The 18,093-nt window shown below is 71.1% G+C and carries 14 protein-coding genes and 1 pseudogene; 6 read left to right on the top strand and 9 right to left on the bottom strand.

Translation table 11 applies throughout. From position 1 onward, the window contains the following. Position 1 precedes the first annotated feature (1 nt). On the bottom strand, positions 2 to 1,615 hold the full coding sequence (locus VFW79_RS02325) for an ABC transporter permease subunit (RefSeq protein WP_329675700.1): 1,614 nt from the start codon (positions 1,613 to 1,615) through the stop codon (positions 2 to 4). Between the two features lie 114 nt (positions 1,616 to 1,729). Further along, entirely contained in the window at positions 1,730 to 2,974 is a 1,245-nt protein-coding gene (locus tag VFW79_RS02320) for a maltose ABC transporter substrate-binding protein (protein ID WP_329675699.1), read from the bottom strand. A 204-nt stretch (positions 2,975 to 3,178) separates the two neighbouring features. Between VFW79_RS02320 and VFW79_RS02315 the strand changes: the two genes are divergently transcribed. Together VFW79_RS02315 and VFW79_RS02310 are read left to right on the top strand one after the other, a co-directional pair. Further along, positions 3,179 to 4,195 carry a LacI family DNA-binding transcriptional regulator gene (locus VFW79_RS02315; RefSeq protein WP_414647839.1) on the top strand — a complete coding sequence of 339 codons (1,017 nt, stop codon included), beginning with the start codon at positions 3,179 to 3,181 and terminating at the stop codon, positions 4,193 to 4,195. A 118-nt stretch (positions 4,196 to 4,313) separates the two neighbouring features. Further along, positions 4,314 to 6,062 carry an alpha-amylase family glycosyl hydrolase gene (locus VFW79_RS02310; protein ID WP_329675697.1) on the top strand — a complete coding sequence of 583 codons (1,749 nt, stop codon included), beginning with the start codon at positions 4,314 to 4,316 and terminating at the stop codon, positions 6,060 to 6,062. Between the two features lie 59 nt (positions 6,063 to 6,121). On the opposite strand, the gene VFW79_RS02305 is transcribed toward VFW79_RS02310, so the two are convergent. The 3 genes and pseudogenes from VFW79_RS02305 to VFW79_RS02295 form a co-directional block, all read right to left on the bottom strand. Further along, positions 6,122 to 7,657: an alpha-amylase family protein gene (locus VFW79_RS02305; protein ID WP_329675696.1), complete on the bottom strand. Its 1,536-nt coding sequence runs from the start codon at positions 7,655 to 7,657 to the stop codon at positions 6,122 to 6,124. A 76-nt stretch (positions 7,658 to 7,733) separates the two neighbouring features. Beyond that, the gene (gene dusB / locus VFW79_RS02300) at positions 7,734 to 8,903 is read right to left on the bottom strand and encodes a tRNA dihydrouridine synthase DusB (protein ID WP_329675734.1); all 1,170 of its coding nucleotides are present in this window, start codon (positions 8,901 to 8,903) and stop codon (positions 7,734 to 7,736) included. A gap of 72 nt (positions 8,904 to 8,975) precedes the next feature. Then, positions 8,976 to 9,125, bottom strand: a pseudogene (locus VFW79_RS02295) (response regulator transcription factor); the annotation flags it as partial. Positions 9,126 to 9,227: 102 nt separating this feature from the next. On the opposite strand from VFW79_RS02295, the gene VFW79_RS02290 reads away from it, so the two are divergent. Then, positions 9,228 to 10,469 carry a YibE/F family protein gene (locus VFW79_RS02290; RefSeq protein WP_329675695.1) on the top strand — a complete coding sequence of 414 codons (1,242 nt, stop codon included), beginning with the start codon at positions 9,228 to 9,230 and terminating at the stop codon, positions 10,467 to 10,469. Between the two features lie 102 nt (positions 10,470 to 10,571). On the opposite strand, the gene VFW79_RS02285 is transcribed toward VFW79_RS02290, so the two are convergent. Beyond that, complete coding sequence (locus VFW79_RS02285; protein WP_329675694.1) at positions 10,572 to 11,966, bottom strand: glycine--tRNA ligase; 1,395 nt, start codon at positions 11,964 to 11,966, stop codon at positions 10,572 to 10,574. A gap of 125 nt (positions 11,967 to 12,091) precedes the next feature. Here VFW79_RS02285 and VFW79_RS02280 point away from each other — a divergent pair, with 125 nt between their 5' ends. From VFW79_RS02280 to VFW79_RS02270, 3 genes are read left to right on the top strand one after another with little or no spacing between them, the layout of a single operon-like run. Further along, positions 12,092 to 12,982, top strand: coding sequence for a metal ABC transporter substrate-binding protein (locus VFW79_RS02280; protein ID WP_329675693.1), 891 nt, complete (start codon positions 12,092 to 12,094; stop codon positions 12,980 to 12,982). Then, the gene (locus tag VFW79_RS02275; RefSeq protein WP_329675692.1) at positions 12,979 to 13,755 is read left to right on the top strand and encodes a metal ABC transporter ATP-binding protein; all 777 of its coding nucleotides are present in this window, start codon (positions 12,979 to 12,981) and stop codon (positions 13,753 to 13,755) included. The genes VFW79_RS02280 and VFW79_RS02275 overlap by 4 nt, the downstream gene beginning before the upstream one ends. Positions 13,756 to 13,778: 23 nt before the next feature. Beyond that, positions 13,779 to 14,672 (top strand): metal ABC transporter permease, encoded by an 894-nt coding sequence (locus tag VFW79_RS02270; protein WP_329675733.1) that lies wholly within the window; start codon positions 13,779 to 13,781, stop codon positions 14,670 to 14,672. 9 nt (positions 14,673 to 14,681) lie between these two features. Here the strand turns inward: VFW79_RS02270 and VFW79_RS02265 are convergent, their stop codons facing one another. From VFW79_RS02265 to leuA, 3 genes are all read right to left on the bottom strand, one after another. Then, the gene (locus tag VFW79_RS02265; protein WP_329675691.1) at positions 14,682 to 15,503 is read right to left on the bottom strand and encodes an isoprenyl transferase; all 822 of its coding nucleotides are present in this window, start codon (positions 15,501 to 15,503) and stop codon (positions 14,682 to 14,684) included. Further along, complete coding sequence (gene recO / locus VFW79_RS02260; protein ID WP_329675690.1) at positions 15,503 to 16,234, bottom strand: DNA repair protein RecO; 732 nt, start codon at positions 16,232 to 16,234, stop codon at positions 15,503 to 15,505. The genes VFW79_RS02265 and recO overlap by 1 nt, the downstream gene beginning before the upstream one ends. 81 nt (positions 16,235 to 16,315) lie before the next feature. Beyond that, a complete protein-coding gene (leuA, locus tag VFW79_RS02255; protein WP_329675689.1) occupies positions 16,316 to 18,061 on the bottom strand; it encodes a 2-isopropylmalate synthase in 1,746 nt (581 codons plus the stop codon). Positions 18,062 to 18,093: the final 32 nt, after the last annotated feature.

Raw genomic sequence — 18,093 nt, 5'->3', positions numbered from 1 at the left:
GTCAGAGCTCCTCGAGGGTCTTGGTACGCCGGAAGCCGATCCAGGAGATCGTGCCGACGATGACGAAGATCAGGATCGAGACGGCGCTCGCGAGCCCGTACTGCTTGGTGCCGCTCTCGAACGCCACGGAGTAGACCATCGAGATCAGGATGTCCGTGTGCCCGACGAGGATCGGCGACCCCTCGAAGTTGGGGCCACCACCCGTGAGCATGTAGATCAGCGTGAAGTTGTTGAAGTTGAATGCGAACGACGCGATGAGCAGCGGCGCCACGGAGATCATGAGCAGCGGCAGCGTCATCGACCGCAGGATGCGCAGCGCGCCCGCACCGTCCATCCGGGCCGACTCGATCACGTCCCCGGGGATCGCCTGCAACGCTCCCGTGCAGATCAGGAACATGTAGGGGAAGCCCAGCCAGAGGTTGACGAGCAGGACGGACACCTTGGCGAGCCACGGGTCCGTGAGCCACGGCACATGGTGACCACCGAGCAGCACCTCGTTGATGAACCCGAACCGGGGGTTGAGCATCCCGCGCCAGACCAGCGCCGCGAGGAACCCCGGGAACGCGTAGGGAAGGATCAGCAGGGACCGGTAGAGCCGGCGGTAGCGCACCCGCGGGTCGTTGAACGTGATCGCGAGGAACAGCCCGAGGGCGAACGTGGTGGCGACCGAGAGGATCGCGAACGCGAACGTCCACGCGAGGATCTTGAAGAACGGACCCGAGATCCGGGAGTCGGTGAACATCGTGGTGAAGTTCTTCAGGCCGACGCCGGCGCGCCAGCCGGGGTTCAGCGTCGAGCCGTCGGCCGCCGTGAAGGTCCCCTCGGCGGACGGCGTGTAGACCGTGCCGGACTCGACGTCGGTGAAGGTGTCGCTCGCCGCGTCGTACACGGTGCTCGGCGTGTAGATGTACCCGGTCGAGGCGTCCTGCGTGCGCAGGCTGCCCTTCGAGCCGTCGGCGGCCACCGGCACGCGCAGGTTGGTGATCTCGTCCTGGCGCTGCGCGATCTGCGCGAAGGCCAGCGTGGTGTAGCCGGGGACCGCCGTGACCCGACCGGACTCGACGGTCGCGCCGTCCGCCGGCGCGAGTGCCTGGTCGGCGGTGCCGACCATCGCCTTGTCGTTCTCCACGATCGCGAGCGCGAGCGTGCCGCCCTTCTCCAGGACGGTCAGCGGGTAGCTGGGCGAGCCCTCGACCCGCCGCTCGGTCTGGACCTGGATCGCGGCGATCGCGTCGGCCTTGGTCGAGTTGTGGCCGTCGCCGTAGTTGGTGAACGCGACGTAGCCCGTGTACCCCATGACGAACAGCTGATAGACGAGCAGGAACAGCAGACCCGGGAGCAGGTACTTCATCGGCAGCATGCGCCGCGAGAAGTACACCCAGTCGACCAGGACGAGGGCGATCGCGAGGAATCCGACGATCCCCCACGACCCGACGGCGGCCGCGGCCAGGATGCCGTAGACACCCAGCGCGTTGACCACCGCGACCAGGACGAGCTTGACGAAGAAGCCCGGACCGAAGTCACGTGCGTGGGATGACGCCCCCTTGCCGCGCGTGACGATCTGCTCGTCGATGTCGGGACCGGCGGCCCGCGACCCCGTCTGCTGGGTGCTCATGACGCTCCTAGGGAACTACGCGCTCCATCGCGCGACCATCCGGTGGGCTCAGCCTGACCCGAGGGGGCACCGACGGCAATCGGGGCCCCCTCGGGCGTGCTGCTCGCGCTGGGCTCAGCCCTTGATCGCGGCCGTGATGTTGTCGACCATCGTGGCCCACGCCGCGGCGGGGTCAGCGGCCTGGCCGCCGATGATCTGAACCTCGGTCGTGCCCCAGAATCCCCAGACGGAACCCATCTCGGGGATGGACGGCATCGGGGCGCCGGTCGCGCCGGCCTCGTTGAAGCCGGCCAGGATCGGGTCGTCGATCTTCGCTGCGGACGCCTTGAGCGCGGGCACCCGACCACCGGTCGAGTAGAGGGCGTCCTGGACGGCCTCGGTCGTCAGGTAGTTCACGACGAACTCGTTGGCGAGGACCGCGTTCTTGGTCTTCGCGCTGATGAACGCACCCTGGACACCGACGAACGGCTTGGCCTCCTGGCCGCCGGCGCTCGGGATCGGCAGCACGGTGATGTCCATGCCGGCCTCCTTGAACGCCGTCGTGTTCCACGGTCCGGTCACGATGTACGGCGACTGCCCGTCGAGGAAGGCCTGCTTGGCCTTGTCGCCGTCGATGGCCGGGTCGAGGACCTTGTCCTGACCGAGCTTCTGCAGGTAGGCCGCGAACTTCGTGCCGGCGTCGCCGCCGAGGGCCAGCTCGTTCGTGTACGAGCCGTCGGACTCCTGCTTGAAGACCGGCGCACCGAACGACGTCTGAAGCGGGTACAGGTGGTAGGCGTCGCCCTGGTCACCCTGCTGGATGATGACGGGGAACGGTGTGCCGGCCGCCTTGCCCTGCGCGATGACCTCGTCGAACGTCTTCGGGGTGTCCTTGACGATCTTGTTGTTGCGCACGAGCGCGATGTTCTCGATCGCGTACGGGACGCCGTACTGCTTGCCGCCGTAGGCGAACGCGTCGACCGCGGACTTCGAGAACTGGGCGGCCTTGTCGCCGAGCTCGACGGGCGCGACGACGCCGTTCTTGACGAACTCCCCGGTCCAGTCGTGGGCGCCGATGATGACGTCGGGGCCCTCACCGGTCGGGACCTGCGCGACGAAGTCGGTCCGGATGTCGCCGGACGCCTTCTGGACGAGGTCGAGCACGACGCCGGTCTTCGCCTGGAACGACTCGGCGACTGGCTTGATGTCGTTGATCCGGGTCTCGTCGACCCAGACGGTGAGGGTGCCGGTGAGAGCTGCGGTGGTCGCAGTCTCGGAGGGGGTGGTCACGGCCGCCGGGGTGTTGGACGACCCGCTGCACGCCGCGAGCGTGAGCGCCACGCCCAGGGCAGTGGCAACAAGGGGGATGCTCCGTCGCATCTTCGTGTCTCCAAGGATCTGTGGGAGAAGCCGTGCGTCGACGGGTTGTCCCACCGACTCTGGCCTGATGACCACGACGCTAACCCGCTTGCTACGGAGTCTGCAACTCGTTACGGTAACTTTCAGGCAACATTTTCAGGGCAAGCGGGTGACCGCGAGCCTGCTCACGGACGAGGAGGTCCCGTGTCCCCTACGCTGCCGCACGTGCGCACTCGATTGACAGACCTGGCAGAACAGGCCGGCGTCAGCACGGCGACCGTCTCGCGCGTGCTCAACGGCAAGCATGGTGTCTCCACGCAGACGCGCCAGGCGGTGCTGGCGGCCCTCGACATGCTCGGCTACGAGCGCCCCGAGAAGCTGCACACCCGCTCGCGGGGCCTCGTCGGGCTGGTCGTCCCCGAGCTGACCAACCCGGTGTTCCCGGCGTTCGCCCAGGTCGTCGAGTCGATGCTCTCGGAGGCCGGCTACACGCCGCTGCTGTGCACGCAGTCACCCGGCGGCACGACCGAGGACCAGTACGTCGAGATGCTCCTCGAGCACTCCGTGGCCGGCATCGTCTTCATCTCGGGGCTGCACGCGGACACCACAGCCGGCCGTGACCGCTACCACCGGCTGCGCAGCCGCGGGATGCCGATCGTGCTCGTCAACGGCTTCGCCGAGGGCGTCGACGCACCTGCGGTCTCGAGCGACGACGCGGCCGCGATGGACCTCGCGTTCCGGCACCTCATCTCGCTCGGCCACCGGCGGATCGGGCTCGCGATCGGTCCCGAGCGCTTCGTCCCGGCCCAGCGCAAGGTCGCGGCATTCACCGACAACCTCGCGCGGCACCTGGACGACACGGACCCCGCCAGCCACATCGTGACCACCCTGTTCACGGTCGAGGGCGGCCAGGCCGCTGCCGGCGAGCTCATCGCGACAGGCCACACCGCGATCATCTGCGGCTCCGACCTGATGGCCCTCGGCGCCATCCGCGCAGCACGGGCGCGCGGGCTCGACGTGCCGGCCGACATCTCGGTCGTCGGCTATGACGACTCGCCGCTCATCGCCTTCACGGACCCGCCGCTCACCACCGTCCGCCAGCCCGTCCAGGCGATGGGGCACGCCGCCGTCAGCGCGCTCGTCGCCGAGATCAACGGGGTGCGCGGCACGCGGACCGAGCTGCTGTTCCACCCCGAGCTCATCGTGCGCGGGTCGACGGGCGTTGCTCCCGCCGTACGCTGAAACCGACACTCTCGTGCCGGGCCGCCCCCCGAGCCGGGCGCGGCCGGACCCACTGACCCACTGACCGACCGACCGACCGGGCGCATGCGCCCGCCCCGCCGAATCGAGGCACTTCCCTGTGAGCACCGACAGCACCCTCGGCCACATCACCACGACACTCGTCCACGCCGCGGAGTCACCGTCCTCCGAGTGGTGGCGTCACGCCGTCATCTACCAGGTGTACCCGCGGTCGTTCGCCGACGCGTCGGGCGACGGCATCGGCGACCTCCCCGGCATCACCTCGCGGCTGGACCACCTCGCACGCCTCGGGGTCGACGCGATCTGGCTCTCGCCGTTCTACCGCTCCCCGCAGGCCGACGCAGGCTACGACGTCGCCGACTACCGCGACGTCGACCCTCTGTTCGGGACGCTCGCGGACTGTGACGTCCTGCTCGAGCGAGCCCACCGGCTGGGTCTGCGCGTCATCATCGACCTCGTCCCGAACCACACGTCCGACGAGCACGTGTGGTTCCGCGCCGCGCTCGCCGCCAATCCCGGCAGCCCGGAGCGCGCGCGTTACCTGTTCCGCGAGGGCAAGGGCCCCGGCGGCGAGCTGCCGCCCAACAACTGGACGTCGATCTTCGGCGGGCCTGCCTGGACCCGCACGACCGACCCCGACGGCCGCCCCGGGCAGTGGTACCTGCACCTGTTCGACACGCGCCAGCCGGACCTCGACTGGACCAACCCCGAGGTGCGCGCCGAGTTCGAGAGCATCCTGCGGTTCTGGCTCGACCGGGGCGTCGACGGGTTCCGGATCGACGTCGCGCACGGCCTCGTCAAGGCGCCGGGCCTGCCCGACTGGGACGGCGAGGCCTCGATGATCGAGGGCAGCATCGAGGATGACGGCTCGGCCGGCGCGGGCGACTCGGGACCCATGTTCGACCAGGACGGCGTCCACGACGTCTACCGCTCGTGGCACCAGGTCCTCGCCGAGTACGACGGCGATCGCGCGCTGGTTGCCGAGGCGTGGGTCGAGCCCCTCGCGCGGCTCGTGCGCTACGTCCGACCTGACGAGATGCACCAGGCGTTCAACTTCTCGTTCCTCACGACCCACTGGGACGCCGCCGCGCTGCGGGACGTCGTGGCCGCCTCCCTCGCGGCGAGCGACGACGTCGGGGCCCCGACGACGTGGGTCCTCTCGAACCACGACGTCGTCCGCCACACCTCGCGCCTCGGACTCAGCGAGCCCGGTTCTCGGCCCAACGGCATCGGGGCGGAGGACGAGCAGCCCGACGAGCAGCTCGGCCTGCGCCGGGCGCGCGCCGCGACGCTCCTCATGCTCGCCCTGCCGGGATCGGCGTACCTGTACCAGGGCGAGGAGCTCGGGCTGCCCGAGCACACCGCGCTCGACGACGACCTCCGCCAGGACCCCGCCTGGTGGCGCTCGGGCTACACCGAGCGCGGCCGGGACGGCTGCCGGGTGCCGCTGCCCTGGGCTGCCGAGGCACCCGGCTTCGGGTTCTCGCCGACCGGCGCCTCCTGGCTCCCCCAGCCGGCCTCGTGGGCCGCCTACGCCCTCGACGCCCAGCGGGGCACCCGGGGCTCGACGTACGAGCTGTACCGCGAGGCGCTGCGGCTGCGGCGCGACTTCCACCTCGGCTCTGGGTCGCTCTGCTGGGTCGACGGACCCGACCCGGACGTCGCGTCCCGCGTCCTGGCCTTCGCGAACCGCGACGTCTACGTCGTCGCCAACCTCGGCGCCGAGCCGATCGCGCTGCCGCGGTCGGAGACGTTGCACGTCCTGCTCGCGAGCGGCGAGCTCCCGACAACCGACGACGGGACGGTCCTCGTCCCGAGCGACACGACGGTGTGGGGTCGGCTGGGCTGAGACCGGTCACGGCGGCCGTCGCCCGCAGGTCCGGCGCCAGCCGACCCGTCGCCCGCAGGTCAGGCGCCGGCCGGGGCTCCCACGTGGAGCGCCAGCGCGGTGCGCGGTGCCACGCGTACGTCCGCGAGCCCACCGCGCACCGTGACCGGGTCACCGAGGCACCGACCCTCGACCACCGGCCCAGCCACGACGTCGCAGTACGAACCGTCTGACAACGTCGTGGGGACCTGCGCCGCCACCTCGACGTCGCCGCCGTTGAGCACGACGAGCCCGCGCGTACCCCGGCTGAGCGCGAACGCGTCGCCGTGCTCCCAGCGGTCCCCCACCGGGTCGTCGCCCACGGCGTCGCGCCAGCCGACCATGCCCTCGATCGCGGTCCAGCGGTGCTGGCACACCCACTCGCCGTCGGTGTAGCTCACGTCCGGACCGACTGCCGCAGGGCACTGCGCATCCAGGACCTTGCCCGCCGCGTCCTGGACGGGTCCCGCGTCCCGGTCGCTGAACGCGTAGCCGGAGTAGACGATCGGCCGGCCGTAGTCGGTCGCCAGCATCAGCACGTTGGCGAGGACGTAGTCGGCCCCGTCGCGGTACCCGAGCGTCGCCCGGCCGCGCTCGGTGTCGTGGTTCTCGACGAAGATCCAGGCCTTGTCGGACGGCAGGTACGTGGCCCCGGAGCCGAGTCCCGCAGCGAGCCGCAGCGACCCGCCGCGCACCATGCCGGTCACGTCCTTGCCCCAGGCGAACTCGAGCACGTCGCCGATCGCCGCGTACTGCTCGGGCGTGACGGGCTCGCCGCTGCCGCGGATCACCTCCGACACGATGCGGGTCCCCGCGGGCAACCGACCGACGACGGCAGCGAGGTCCTCGGCGGGGACGTGCTTGGCGGCGTCGATGCGGAACCCGTCGACCCCGAGCGACAGCAGGTCCGTCAGGTAGGCGACAATCCCGTCCTGGACGTGCTGCGTGCCGGTCGCGAGGTCGGCGAGGTTGCTCAGCTCGCAGCTCTGCACCTGGTAGGCGTCCTTGTAGCTCGCGATGTCGTCGGAGGAGCCGACGCCGCAGTGGTGGAAGTCGCCTGCGGCGTCCGACCAGATGCCCGGGTAGTCGTAGTGCGAGTACGTCGAACCGGCCCAGCCCGTCCCAGGCGCGTCCTTCCCGGTCATGTGGTTGATCACGGCGTCGGCCAGGACCTCGACGCCCGCCGCGTGGCACGCGGCGACCATCGCGCCGAACTGCGTGCGCGAGCCGAGCCGGGACTCGATGCGATAGCTGACGGGCTGGTAGGCCGTCCACCACTGGCTCCCGAGGACGTGCTCCTGCGGCGGCGAGGTGAGGACCCAGCCGTAGCCCGCAGGCCCGAGGTGGTCGGTGCACTCGGTCGCGATCGCGTCCCACGTCCACTGGAAGAGCTGCACGCCGACGTCGCGGGCACCCGCGGGCGCGGGTGCCGATCCCGACCCGAGGGCCGTCGAGGTCGCGGCGGGGGCTGGGACACCGCTCGTGCAGGCGGCACTCAGGGCCACGACCGCCCCGGTGAGCAGCGCGAGGACCGCGTTCCGCGACCGTCGTGTCGTCCGTGCTGTGCAGCGCTGCACGCGTGCTCCCCCGTCGTCGTCGTCGAGCGTCGCAAGCGTACTGAAACTTGCGACAGCGCGTCGCCGACCCCCGCGGTCAGCCGCCCGAGATGCTCAGCTCGGCCTCGTGCAGCGCGCGGCGGAAGCTCTCCGACAGGTCGCGGGAGTCGAGCCAGCCCTCCGGGAGGGACGGCCGCTTGGGCGAGCCTGCGCGACCGCGCTGGCCCTCGGCGCCCGCACCCGGGTAGGGCTGGTCGAGGTCGAGGCCCGCGAGGCGGTCGTCGAGCTCGGCGAGCGTCGAGACCAGCCCGAGCTGGGCGCGCACCTCCCCGCCGACGACGTACCCCTTGAAGTACCAGGCCATGTGCTTGCGCATCTCACGCAGCGCCTTCGACTCGTCGCCGAAGGTCTCGACCATGAGGACGGCGTGCCGCCGGACGACCGCCGCGACCTCGCCGAGACCGGGCCGCCGACGCTCGTCCGAGCCCGCGAACGCGGCCGCGAGGTCCGCGAACAGCCAGGGGCGCCCCTGGCACCCACGCCCCACGACAACCCCGTCGCACCCGGTCTGCGCCACCATCGCGAGTGCGTCCTCGGCCGACCAGATGTCACCGTTGCCGAGCACCGGGATGTCGGTCACGGTCTCCTTGAGCAGCGCGATGGCTTCCCAGTCGGCCGAGCCCGAGTAGTAGTCCGCCGCGGTGCGCGCGTGCAGAGCGACCGCCGCGACCCCGACCTCCTGCGCGACGAGCCCGGCCTCCAGGTACGTGAGGTGGTCGTCGTCGATGCCCTTGCGCATCTTGACGGTGACCGGGACACCGTGCGGGCTCGCGGCATCGACCGCCGCGCTGACGATCGAGCGGAACAGGTCCCGCTTCCACGGGAGCGCCGCTCCCCCGCCGCGGCGGGTCACCTTGGGGACCGGGCAGCCGAAGTTGAGGTCGATGTGGTCCGCGCGGTCCTCCGACGCGATGAGCCGCACGGCCGCAGCCACCGTCACCGGGTCCACGCCGTACACCTGGACGGACCGCGGCTTCTCGTCCGGCTCGTGCGCGATGATCCGCATGGACTCCTCGCCGCGCTCGACCAGCGCGCGCGACGTGACCATCTCGGCGACGTACAGACCGGCGCCCGATTCGCGGCACAGCCGCCGGAACGCCGCGTTCGTGACCCCCGCCATCGGCGCGAGCACGACCGGTGTGTCGATCGTCAGCGGGCCGATGCGCAGCGGCGGGAGGACGCGCGTCGCGGTGCCGGCGAGGTGCACGTCGTCGACGAGGGCTGTCGCTGCGGCGTTCGGGAGGGTCACCGCATGATTGTCCCCCACGCGTCGGCCCGGTCAGCCGAGCAGCCAGCCGCTTTCCTCGGCGATCCGCACCGCCTCGGCACGCGTACGCGCGCCCGTCTTGCCGATCGCTGACGACAGGTAGTTGCGCACGGCGCCCTCGGACAGGAACAGCCCGCCGGCGATGTCGGCCACCGTGCCGCCCGGGCTCAGGCGCCGGTCAGCCGAGCCGCAGGGTGCGCCGCGACCTGGTCGAGTCGGTGTGGCCGTCGCCCGACGTGCCGAGCGTGCCGCAGACTTTCCCGCGTGAGCACCTCGAGCGCGCGTCGGCACGCCCCCCGACGAACCTCCGTGATCCTGGCGGCCGTCCTCGTGCCGGTGGCGCTCGCTGCGCTCGTCGGCATGTGGCTGACGTGGCCCGGCGAGCCCCGGTCGACAGTCGGCCAGATCGTCGACGTGGCCGCCGAGTACCCGAGCGCGAACGTCACGGCGACCAGCGTCCAGAGCTGCGAGGCGACCGCCGAGGACCGGCTTGCCGACGGCACGGTCCCCGACTCGGTGGAGTGCCTCAAGGTCAGTGCGACCGTCACGAGCGGGAGCGAGCGAGGCCGTGCGATCCAGGTCTGGGCGACCGCGACCCTGACGCCGTCCGACGTCCCTGTCGGCACCGACATCGTCGTCGAGCGCTATCCCGCGACGGACACCGACGGCGAGGTCTGGGCCTGGCACGACTTCCAGCGCACCGTGCCGCTGGGGACCCTCGCGCTCGCGTTCGCGATCATCACGGTGCTCGTCGCGGGGGCTCGGGGACTGCGCGCGCTCGTGGGCCTCGGGATCGCGTTCGCCATCATCGGCAAGTACATGCTGCCGGGTCTGCTCGCCGACCAGAATGCGTTGCTCATCGCGCTGTGCGGCTCGACGGTGATCATGGTCGTGGTCCTCTATCTCGCACACGGCTTCTCGCACCGCACCTCGACCGCGCTGCTCGGCACGCTCGTCGGGCTCGGGCTGACTGCTGGGCTCGGGGTCCTCGGCGCCGACGCGGCGCACCTGTCAGGCGTGACGTCCGAGGACAGCTTTCGGCTCGCGGGGCTGCTGGGTGCCACCGGCGGGACGGCCCTGCGGGGACTGTTCTTGTGCGGCGTCGTGATGGCCGGGCTCGGGGTCCTCAACGACGTCACGATCACCCAGGCGTCGGCGGTGTGGGAGCTGCGGGCGTCGTCTCCAGAGGCGTCCGTGCGCGAGCTGGTCTCCCGCGGGATGCGTATCGGGCGCGACCACATCGCGTCGACCATCTACACGATCGCGTTCGCCTATACGGGCGCCGCTCTTCCCGTGCTGCTGCTCGTGCAGGTGTACCAGCTCCCGATCGGGCTGACGCTCACGAGCGGCCAGTTCGCCGAGGAGATCGTGCGGACGCTCGTCGGGTCGATCGGCCTGGTCCTGGCCATCCCCCTGACGACGGTGATCGCCGCGGTCGTCGTCACGTCCTCACCCGTGGAGGGCCGCCACCGGACGACCGACCACGCGCGCGCGCACACCCACTGAGGTTCGCCGTACTGCACGGCCCCGCGCGCAGCGACCGGCACTGCGTGGATCCACCCGTGAACGAAGGGATCCACGCGGTGCCGGTCGTGACGGAGGAGCGGGTCAGGCGCCGATCAGTCGGGCCGCGAGGTACGCCGAGACCTGGTCGAGCCCGACCCGGACCTGCGACATGTCGTCGCGGTGGCGGATCGTCACGGCCTGGTCGTCGAGCGTCTCGAAGTCCACCGTGATGCAGAACGGCGTGCCGATCTCGTCCTGGCGACGGTACCGACGGCCTATCGCCCCCGCGTCGTCGAACTCGATGTTCCAGGACCTGCGCAGCTCGGCCGCGAGGTCACGGGCCTTGGGCGAGAGCGCCTCGTTGCGGGACAGCGGCAGCACCGCGGCCTTGACCGGCGAGAGGCGCGGGTCGAGCTTGAGGACCACCCGGGTGTCAACGCCGCCCTTGGTGTTCGGCGCCTCGTCCTCGGTGTAGGACTCGACGAGGAACGCCATGAGCGAGCGCGTCAGTCCTGCGGCGGGCTCGATGACGTAGGGAACCCAGCGCTCGTTCTTGGCCTGGTCGAAGTACGACAGGTCCTGGCCGGAGTGCTCGGTGTGCGTCTTGAGGTCGAAGTCGGTGCGGTTCGCGATGCCCTCGAGCTCGCCCCACTCGCTGCCCTGGAACCCGAAGCGGTACTCGATGTCGACAGTCCGCTTGGAGTAGTGCGACAGCTTTTCCTGCGGGTGCTCGTAGTGGCGCAGGTTCTCGCGGGCGATGCCGAGGTCGGTGTACCAGTCGGTGCGCGCGTCGATCCAGTACTGGTGCCACGTCTCGTCGGTCCCGGGCTCGACGAAGAACTCCATCTCCATCTGCTCGAACTCGCGCGTGCGGAAGATGAAGTTGCCGGGGGTGATCTCGTTGCGGAACGACTTGCCGATCTGGCCGATGCCGAACGGCGGCTTCTTGCGGCTCGTCGTGACGACGTTGGCGAAGTTCACGAAGATGCCCTGCGCGGTCTCGGGCCGCAGGTAGTGCAGACCGGACTCGTCCTCGACGGGGCCGAGGTACGTCTTGAGCATCATGTTGAAGTCGCGCGGCTCCGTCCACTGCCCCCGCGTCCCGCAGCTCGGGCAGGCGATGTCGGCGAGGCCGTTCTCGGGCGCGCGGCCCTTCTTCTCCTCGAACTCCTCGATCAGGTGGTCCTCGCGGAACCGCTTGTGGCAGCTCTGGCACTCGGTGAGCGGGTCGGTGAACACCCCGACGTGGCCGGACGCGACCCAGACCTGACGCGGCAGGATCACCGCGGAGTCCAGCCCGACGATGTCGTCGCGGCTCGTGACCATCGTCCGCCACCACTGCTTCTTGATGTTCTCCTTGAGCTCGACGCCCAAGGGCCCGTAGTCCCACGCGGACCGGGTCCCGCCGTAGATCTCACCGGACGGGAAGACGAACCCACGGCGCTTGGCCAGGGAGGTGACGGCGTCAAGACGGGACGGGGCCACGTGCACACTCATTTCCTCGGGCGACCCCACACCTGGCTGGCGGAGGCTACGCACCCGAGGTTACCGGGATCGCGCGCGCCCCCGTGCGCTCCTGACATCACTTTGACAACGATTCTCAACTGCCCGAGACTGAGCGCGTGCCTACCCGACTCCGCGCCGCCCGCCTGGCGCTCCCCGTCGCTGCCGCCGTGCTCGTCCTGGGCGCCTGCTCCCCCGGCAGCGCCGGCGACAGCCGACCGAGCGTCCTCGCGTCCTTCTACCCCCTGCAGCTGGTCGCCCAGCAGGTCGGCGGCGACCGCGTCGACGTGACCTCGCTGACGCCGCCCGGCGCCGAGCCGCACGACCTCGAGCTCTCGCCGGCCCAGGTCAGCCGCGTCGGCGACGCCGACCTCGTCGTCTACCTCTCCGACTTCCAGCCGGCCGTCGACGACGCGGTCGCCGCCGCTCCGCCGGCCCATGTGGTCGACGCGGCGACGCTCACGACCCTGGCGCCCCTCGCCGGCGCGTCGGGCACCCTCGACCCGCACTTCTGGCTCGACCCGAGCCGCATGCCGGCGGTCGCCCGCGCCGTGGCCGACCAGCTCAGCGTCATCGACCCTGCCGGCGCGGCCACGTACGCCGCGAACGCCACGACCCTCGCCGCACGGTTCGACGCGCTCGACGCCGAGTACGCGAGCGGACTCGCGACCTGCGCCGACCGAGCGTTCGTGACGTCCCACGCGGCGTTCGGCTACCTCGCCGCGCGCTACCACCTCGAGCAGGTCGCCATCTCGGGGCTCGACCCGGAGGCGGACCCGTCACCCGACCGCCTCGCCGAGATCGGTCGGCTCGTGAAGGACCGCGGCATCCGCACGATCTTCTTCGAGACGCTCGTGAGCCCGAAGGTCGCCCAGACGCTGGCCGCCGACCTGGGCGTCGAGGCCCAGGTGCTCGACCCGCTCGAAGGCGTGAGCGACCCGTCCCAGGACTACTTCAGCATCGCCGAAGCGAACCTTTCGGCCCTGAAGATGGCATTGTCCTGCTCGTGAGCGACAACGTGATCCAGGCCGAGGGGCTCAGCGTCCAGCTCGGTGGTCAGAAGATCCTCTCCGGCATCGACCTGTCGGTGGGCCGCGGCGAGGTCCTCGCGCTGCTCGGTGCCAACGGCTCCGGCAAGTCGACGCTCGTCCGCGCACTGCTGGGCATCGTCCCGATCTCCAGCGGCAGCGTTCGCCTCCTGGACAGCCCGCTGGGCCGGTCCGCACCGTGGGAGCGGATCGGGTACGTGCCCCAACGGCTCCCGGGCGGCGCGGGCGTCCCCGCGAGCGCGCTCGAGGTCGTCACCGCGGGCCTCCTCCACCGGCACCGGCTCCGCCCGCCGCGCGACGGCCGCGCCCGCGCACTCGCGGCGCTCGATGAGGTCGGGCTCGCCGACAAGGCGCGCCGACCCGTCCACGAGCTCTCCGGGGGGCAGCAGCAGCGGGTGCTCATCGCCCGCGCCCTGGTCCGCCGACCCGAGCTCCTCGTGCTCGACGAGCCGACGTCCGGCATCGACATCCCCACGCAGCAGACGTTCGTCGACGCGGTCCAGCGCCTGCACGGCGGCGGCGCCACGGTCGTCGTCATCCTCCACGAGCTCGGCCCCTTCGCCCCGCTCATCGAGCGCGCCGTGGTCCTGCGCCACGGCCGGATCGCGCACGACGGCGCCCCGCCGAGCGCACGTGGCGAGCACGGGATGCCCGACCACGACCACACCCACGCCCACCCGGGCCCGACACCTCCGCCGACCGCCCCGACGATCTCCGTGGAGGTGAACCTGTGAGCTGGATCGAGACGTTCACGACCATGCTGGGCTCGCCGCTCATGCAGCGCGCCTTCCTCGCCGCCATCCTCGTCGGCGCGGCGGCCCCCGTGGTCGGCACCTTCCTGGTCCAGCGCCGCATGTCGCTCATGGGAGACGGCATCGGGCATGTCGCGCTCACCGGTGTCGCGCTCGGCTGGCTCGTCGGCAACTGGGCGAGCCTCGCGCCGCACGACGCGCTGGCCGTCCCCGGCGCCGTGGTCGCGGCGATCATCGGCTCGGTCGTCATCGAGCTCGTGCGTGAGCGCGGGCAGACCAACGGCGACCTCGCGCTCGCGCTGATGTTCTACGGCGGGATCGCAGGCGGCGTCCTGCTCATCAAGGTCGCCGGCGGCACCAACGCCAACCTCATCAGCTACCTCTTCGGGTCGATCTCGACGGTGTCCGTCGCCGACCTCGCCTGGACGGTCGTGCTCGCGGCCCTCGTCCTGGTGGCCGGCGTCGGGCTGCGGGCGGCGCTGTTCGCCGTCAGCCACGACGAGGAGTTCGCGCGCGCCAGCGGGATCCCGGTCCGGCTGCTCAACATGCTCATCGCAACCATCGCCGCGCTCACCGTGACCGTCGCGATGCGCGTCGTCGGCCTGCTGCTCGTCAGCGCCCTCATGATCGTGCCGGTCGCGGTCGCGCAGCTGTACGCGCGCTCGTTCGGCCGCACGATGACGGTCGCGAGCGCGATCGGCGTCGCCGTGAGCATCGTCGGGCTCGCCATCACCTACTGGGAGGACTTCCCGCCCGGGGCGACGATCGTCGTCCTCGCCATCCTCGTGTACGGGGTGGCCTCGACCCTGCGGCCGTTCCTGCGGCGCTCGCAGCCCACGGGCGACCCGCACCCGGACGTCACCGACGACGTGCTCATCGCGGACAGCGCGGCGGACTGAGCGCCGCCGTCACCGGCCGGGGTCGAGTCCCTCTGCGGCCGCGCCTGCCGTGAGGTCCGCGCCCGCCGCCTTGTCGATCGCCCGGCCGAACCGTCGGTCACGGTGCGCGTAGTCCTCGACAGCGCGCCACAGGTGCCGACGGTCCACGTCGGGCCACGGCTCGTCGAGGAAGACCAGCTCGGCGTACGCGGACTGCCAGATCATGAAGTTCGAGATCCGCTGCTCGCCCGACGACCGCAGGAACAGGTCGACGTCGGGCAGCTCGGGCTCGTCGAGGTAGCGCGCGACGGTCTTCTCGGTCACCTTCTCGGGGTCGAGCCGCCCCGCGGCGACCTCGCGTGCGATCGCCTTCGCGGCGTCGGCGATCTCCGCCCGGCCGCCGTAGTTGACGCACATCGTCAGGGTGCAGGTGTCGTTGCCGGCCGTGACCCGCTCGGCCTCCTCCAGCTCGTCGATGACCGACTTCCAGAGCCGAGGACGTCGCCCGGCCCAGCGCACGCGCACCCCCCACGAGTTCATCAGGTCGCGTCGGCGCCGCAGCACGTCCCGGTTGAACCCCATGAGGAAGCGCACCTCCTCGGGCGAACGCTTCCAGTTCTCGGTCGAGAACGCGTACGCGGACACGTGCGTGACGCCGATCTCGATCGCCCCGGCGACGACGTCGAGCAGCGAGGCCTCGCCCGCGGCGTGACCGGCGGTGCGCGGGAGCCCGCGCGCGTTCGCCCAGCGCCCGTTGCCGTCCATGACGACGGCCACGTGCTTCGGGACGAGCGAGCGTGGGATCACGGGCGGGCGTGCTCCGCTCGGGTGCGGCGGGGGTGGGACCGGCATCAGACCCTCTCGACCATCGGGAGCGAGCGCAGCTGGCGCTCGAGGTAGAACTGGCTGAAGGCCGCGACGATCCCGCTGCCCTCGCGGCGGTGGCGCTCGGCGCTCGCGTCCGCGACCGCCCAGTCGCCCGAGAGCAGCGCGGCGAGCAGGTCGAACGTCTCGCGGGCCGGCGCCGTGGCTCCCGGCGGTCGGCACCCGCTGCACATCGCGCCACCCTGGGCGACCGCGAACGCGGTGTGCGGGCCGGGCCTGCCGCACCGCGCGCAGTCGGTGAAGCTCGGGGCCCACCCGGCGATCGCGAGCGCCCGCATGAGGTAGGAGTCCAGGACCAGGCCCGGGGCGTGCTCGCGCACCGCGAGGGACCGCACGGCCCCCACGAGCAGCCAGTACTGCTGCAGCGCCGGCTCGTGCTCGGCCTCGACGAGCCTGTCGGCCGTCTCGAGCATCACGGTCCCGGCCGTGTACAGCGCGTAGTCCTCGCACAGCGGTCGACCGAACGCGCTCAGCGTCTCGACCTGCGTGACGATGTCGAGGGACCGGCCCGTGCTCAGCTGCACGTCGATGTGCATGAACGGTTCGAGCCGCGAGCCGAAGCGCGACGACGTCCGACGCACGCCCTTGCCGACGGCGCGCACCTTGCCGTGCGACCGGGACAGGAGGGTGACGATGCGGTCGGCCTCCCCCAGCTTCTGGGTGCGCAGCACGATCGCCTCGTCGCGGTAGAGGCTCACCGGTCCATTCTCCCCCGCAGCACCGACGCGGGCGGCCGTCCCGCGCCGGTCATGGGTGACCGGCGCGAAACGGTCCACAGCTCAGCGCAGCGCGCGGTTGACCGCCGAGATGATGGCCTTGAGCGACGCGGTGGTGATCGACGGGTCGAGACCGACGCCCCACAGCGTCTGGTCGCCCACCGCGCACTCGACGTACGCGGCCGCCGTCGCGTCACCGCCCGACGACAGGGCGTGCTCGGCGTAGTCGAGCACCTGGACGTGCACGCCGATCCCATCGAGGGCGTCGATGAACGCGGCGATGGGCCCGTTCCCTGAGCCCTCGATCGTGCGCGGCTCGCCGTTGTCGACGAGGTCCACCGAGATCGTGTCGGGACCGTCCTCGATGCTCGCGGAGCGCGTCCCGTGCAGCGACAGCCGTCCCCACGGGGAGAGCGGACCACCCGGCTCGGCGGGAAGGTACTCGTCGTTGAAGATCCGCCACAGGTCGTCCGCCGTGACCTCCGAGCCGAGCTCGTCGGTGACGCCCTGCACGACCCGCGAGAACTCGATCTGCAGGCGGCGCGGCAGGTCGAGGTCGCGCTCGGACTTGAGGAGGTAGGAGATCCCGCCCTTCCCCGACTGGGAGTTCACGCGGATGATCGCCTCGTAGCTGCGACCCACGTCCTTCGGGTCGATCGGCAGGTACGGGACGGCCCATACGACGTCCTCGACCGAGGTGCCGGCCGCTGCCGCCTGGACCCCGAGCGCGTCGAGGCCCTTCTTGATGGCGTCCTGGTGCGAGCCGGAGAACGCCGTGAACACCAGGTCGCCGCCGTACGGGTGGCGCTCGCCGACGGGCAGCTGGGTGCACGCCTCGACCGTGCGACGGATGTGGCCGATGTCGGAGAAGTCGAGCTCCGGGTCGACGCCCTGGCTGAACAGGTTCAGGCCGAGGGTCACCAGGCACACGTTGCCGGTCCGCTCGCCGTTGCCGAACAGGCAGCCCTCGATGCGGTCGGCGCCGGCGAGGTAGCCGAGCTCGGCGGCGGCGACGCCCGTCCCGCGGTCGTTGTGCGGGTGCAGCGAGATGATGACGTTCTCGCGGTGGTGCAGGTGGCGGCCCATCCACTCGATCGAGTCGGCGTAGACGTTGGGGGTCGCCATCTCGACCGTCGCCGGCAGGTTGATGATGACCTTGCGCTCAGGCGTCGGCTCGAGCACGTCGAGGACCGCGTTGCAGACACGTGCGGCGAACTCGAGCTCGGTGCCGGTGTACGACTCGGGCGAGTACTCGTAGTAGACCTCGGTCCCGGGGACCGTCTCCTCGTACTTCTTGCACAGGTGAGCGCCCGACGTCGCGATGTCGACGACGCCGTCCTCGTCGGTGCGGAACACCACCTCGCGCTGGAGCGTCGAGGTGGAGTTGTACAGGTGGACGATGACGCGCTTGGCGCCCTCGATCGCCTCGTAGGTGCGCTCGATCAGGTGCTCGCGCGACTGCGTGAGGACCTGGATCACGACGTCGTCGGGGATGCGGTTCTCCTCGATGAGCATCCGGACGAAGTCGAAGTCGGTCTGCGACGCCGACGGGAAGCCGACCTCGATCTCCTTGAAGCCCATCTGCACGAGCAGCTCGAACATCTGCAGCTTGCGCGCGGGGTTCATCGGTTCGATCAGGGCCTGGTTGCCGTCGCGCAGGTCGACCGCACACCAGCGCGGGGCTTTCGTGGCGCGCTTGGCGGGCCACGTGCGGTCCGGGAGATCGACCGTGAACTGCTTGGCGTACGGGACGTAGCGGTTCACCCGCATGCCGGAGGGCTGCTGGGGTGTGACGGTGTCGTAGCTCATGAGGGGATCCTTCGCGGGGGGCTGTGGGGCGA

This window comes from Cellulomonas sp. (genome assembly GCF_036279715.1).
GTDB lineage: Bacteria > Actinomycetota > Actinomycetes > Actinomycetales > Cellulomonadaceae > Cellulomonas_A.
This window is presented reverse-complemented; position numbering and strand designations above follow the sequence as displayed.

Coding starts and splice junctions, on each gene's coding strand:
- leuA (WP_329675689.1), bottom strand. CDS start 18,061: ATGAGCTACGACACCGTCACACCCCAGCAGCCCTCCGGCATGCGGGTG.
- VFW79_RS02285 (WP_329675694.1), bottom strand. CDS start 11,966: ATGAGTGTGCACGTGGCCCCGTCCCGTCTTGACGCCGTCACCTCCCTG.
- VFW79_RS02265 (WP_329675691.1), bottom strand. CDS start 15,503: ATGCCGGTCCCACCCCCGCCGCACCCGAGCGGAGCACGCCCGCCCGTG.
- VFW79_RS02270 (WP_329675733.1), top strand. CDS start 13,779: ATGCTGGGCTCGCCGCTCATGCAGCGCGCCTTCCTCGCCGCCATCCTC.
- VFW79_RS02320 (WP_329675699.1), bottom strand. CDS start 2,974: ATGCGACGGAGCATCCCCCTTGTTGCCACTGCCCTGGGCGTGGCGCTC.
- VFW79_RS02325 (WP_329675700.1), bottom strand. CDS start 1,615: ATGAGCACCCAGCAGACGGGGTCGCGGGCCGCCGGTCCCGACATCGAC.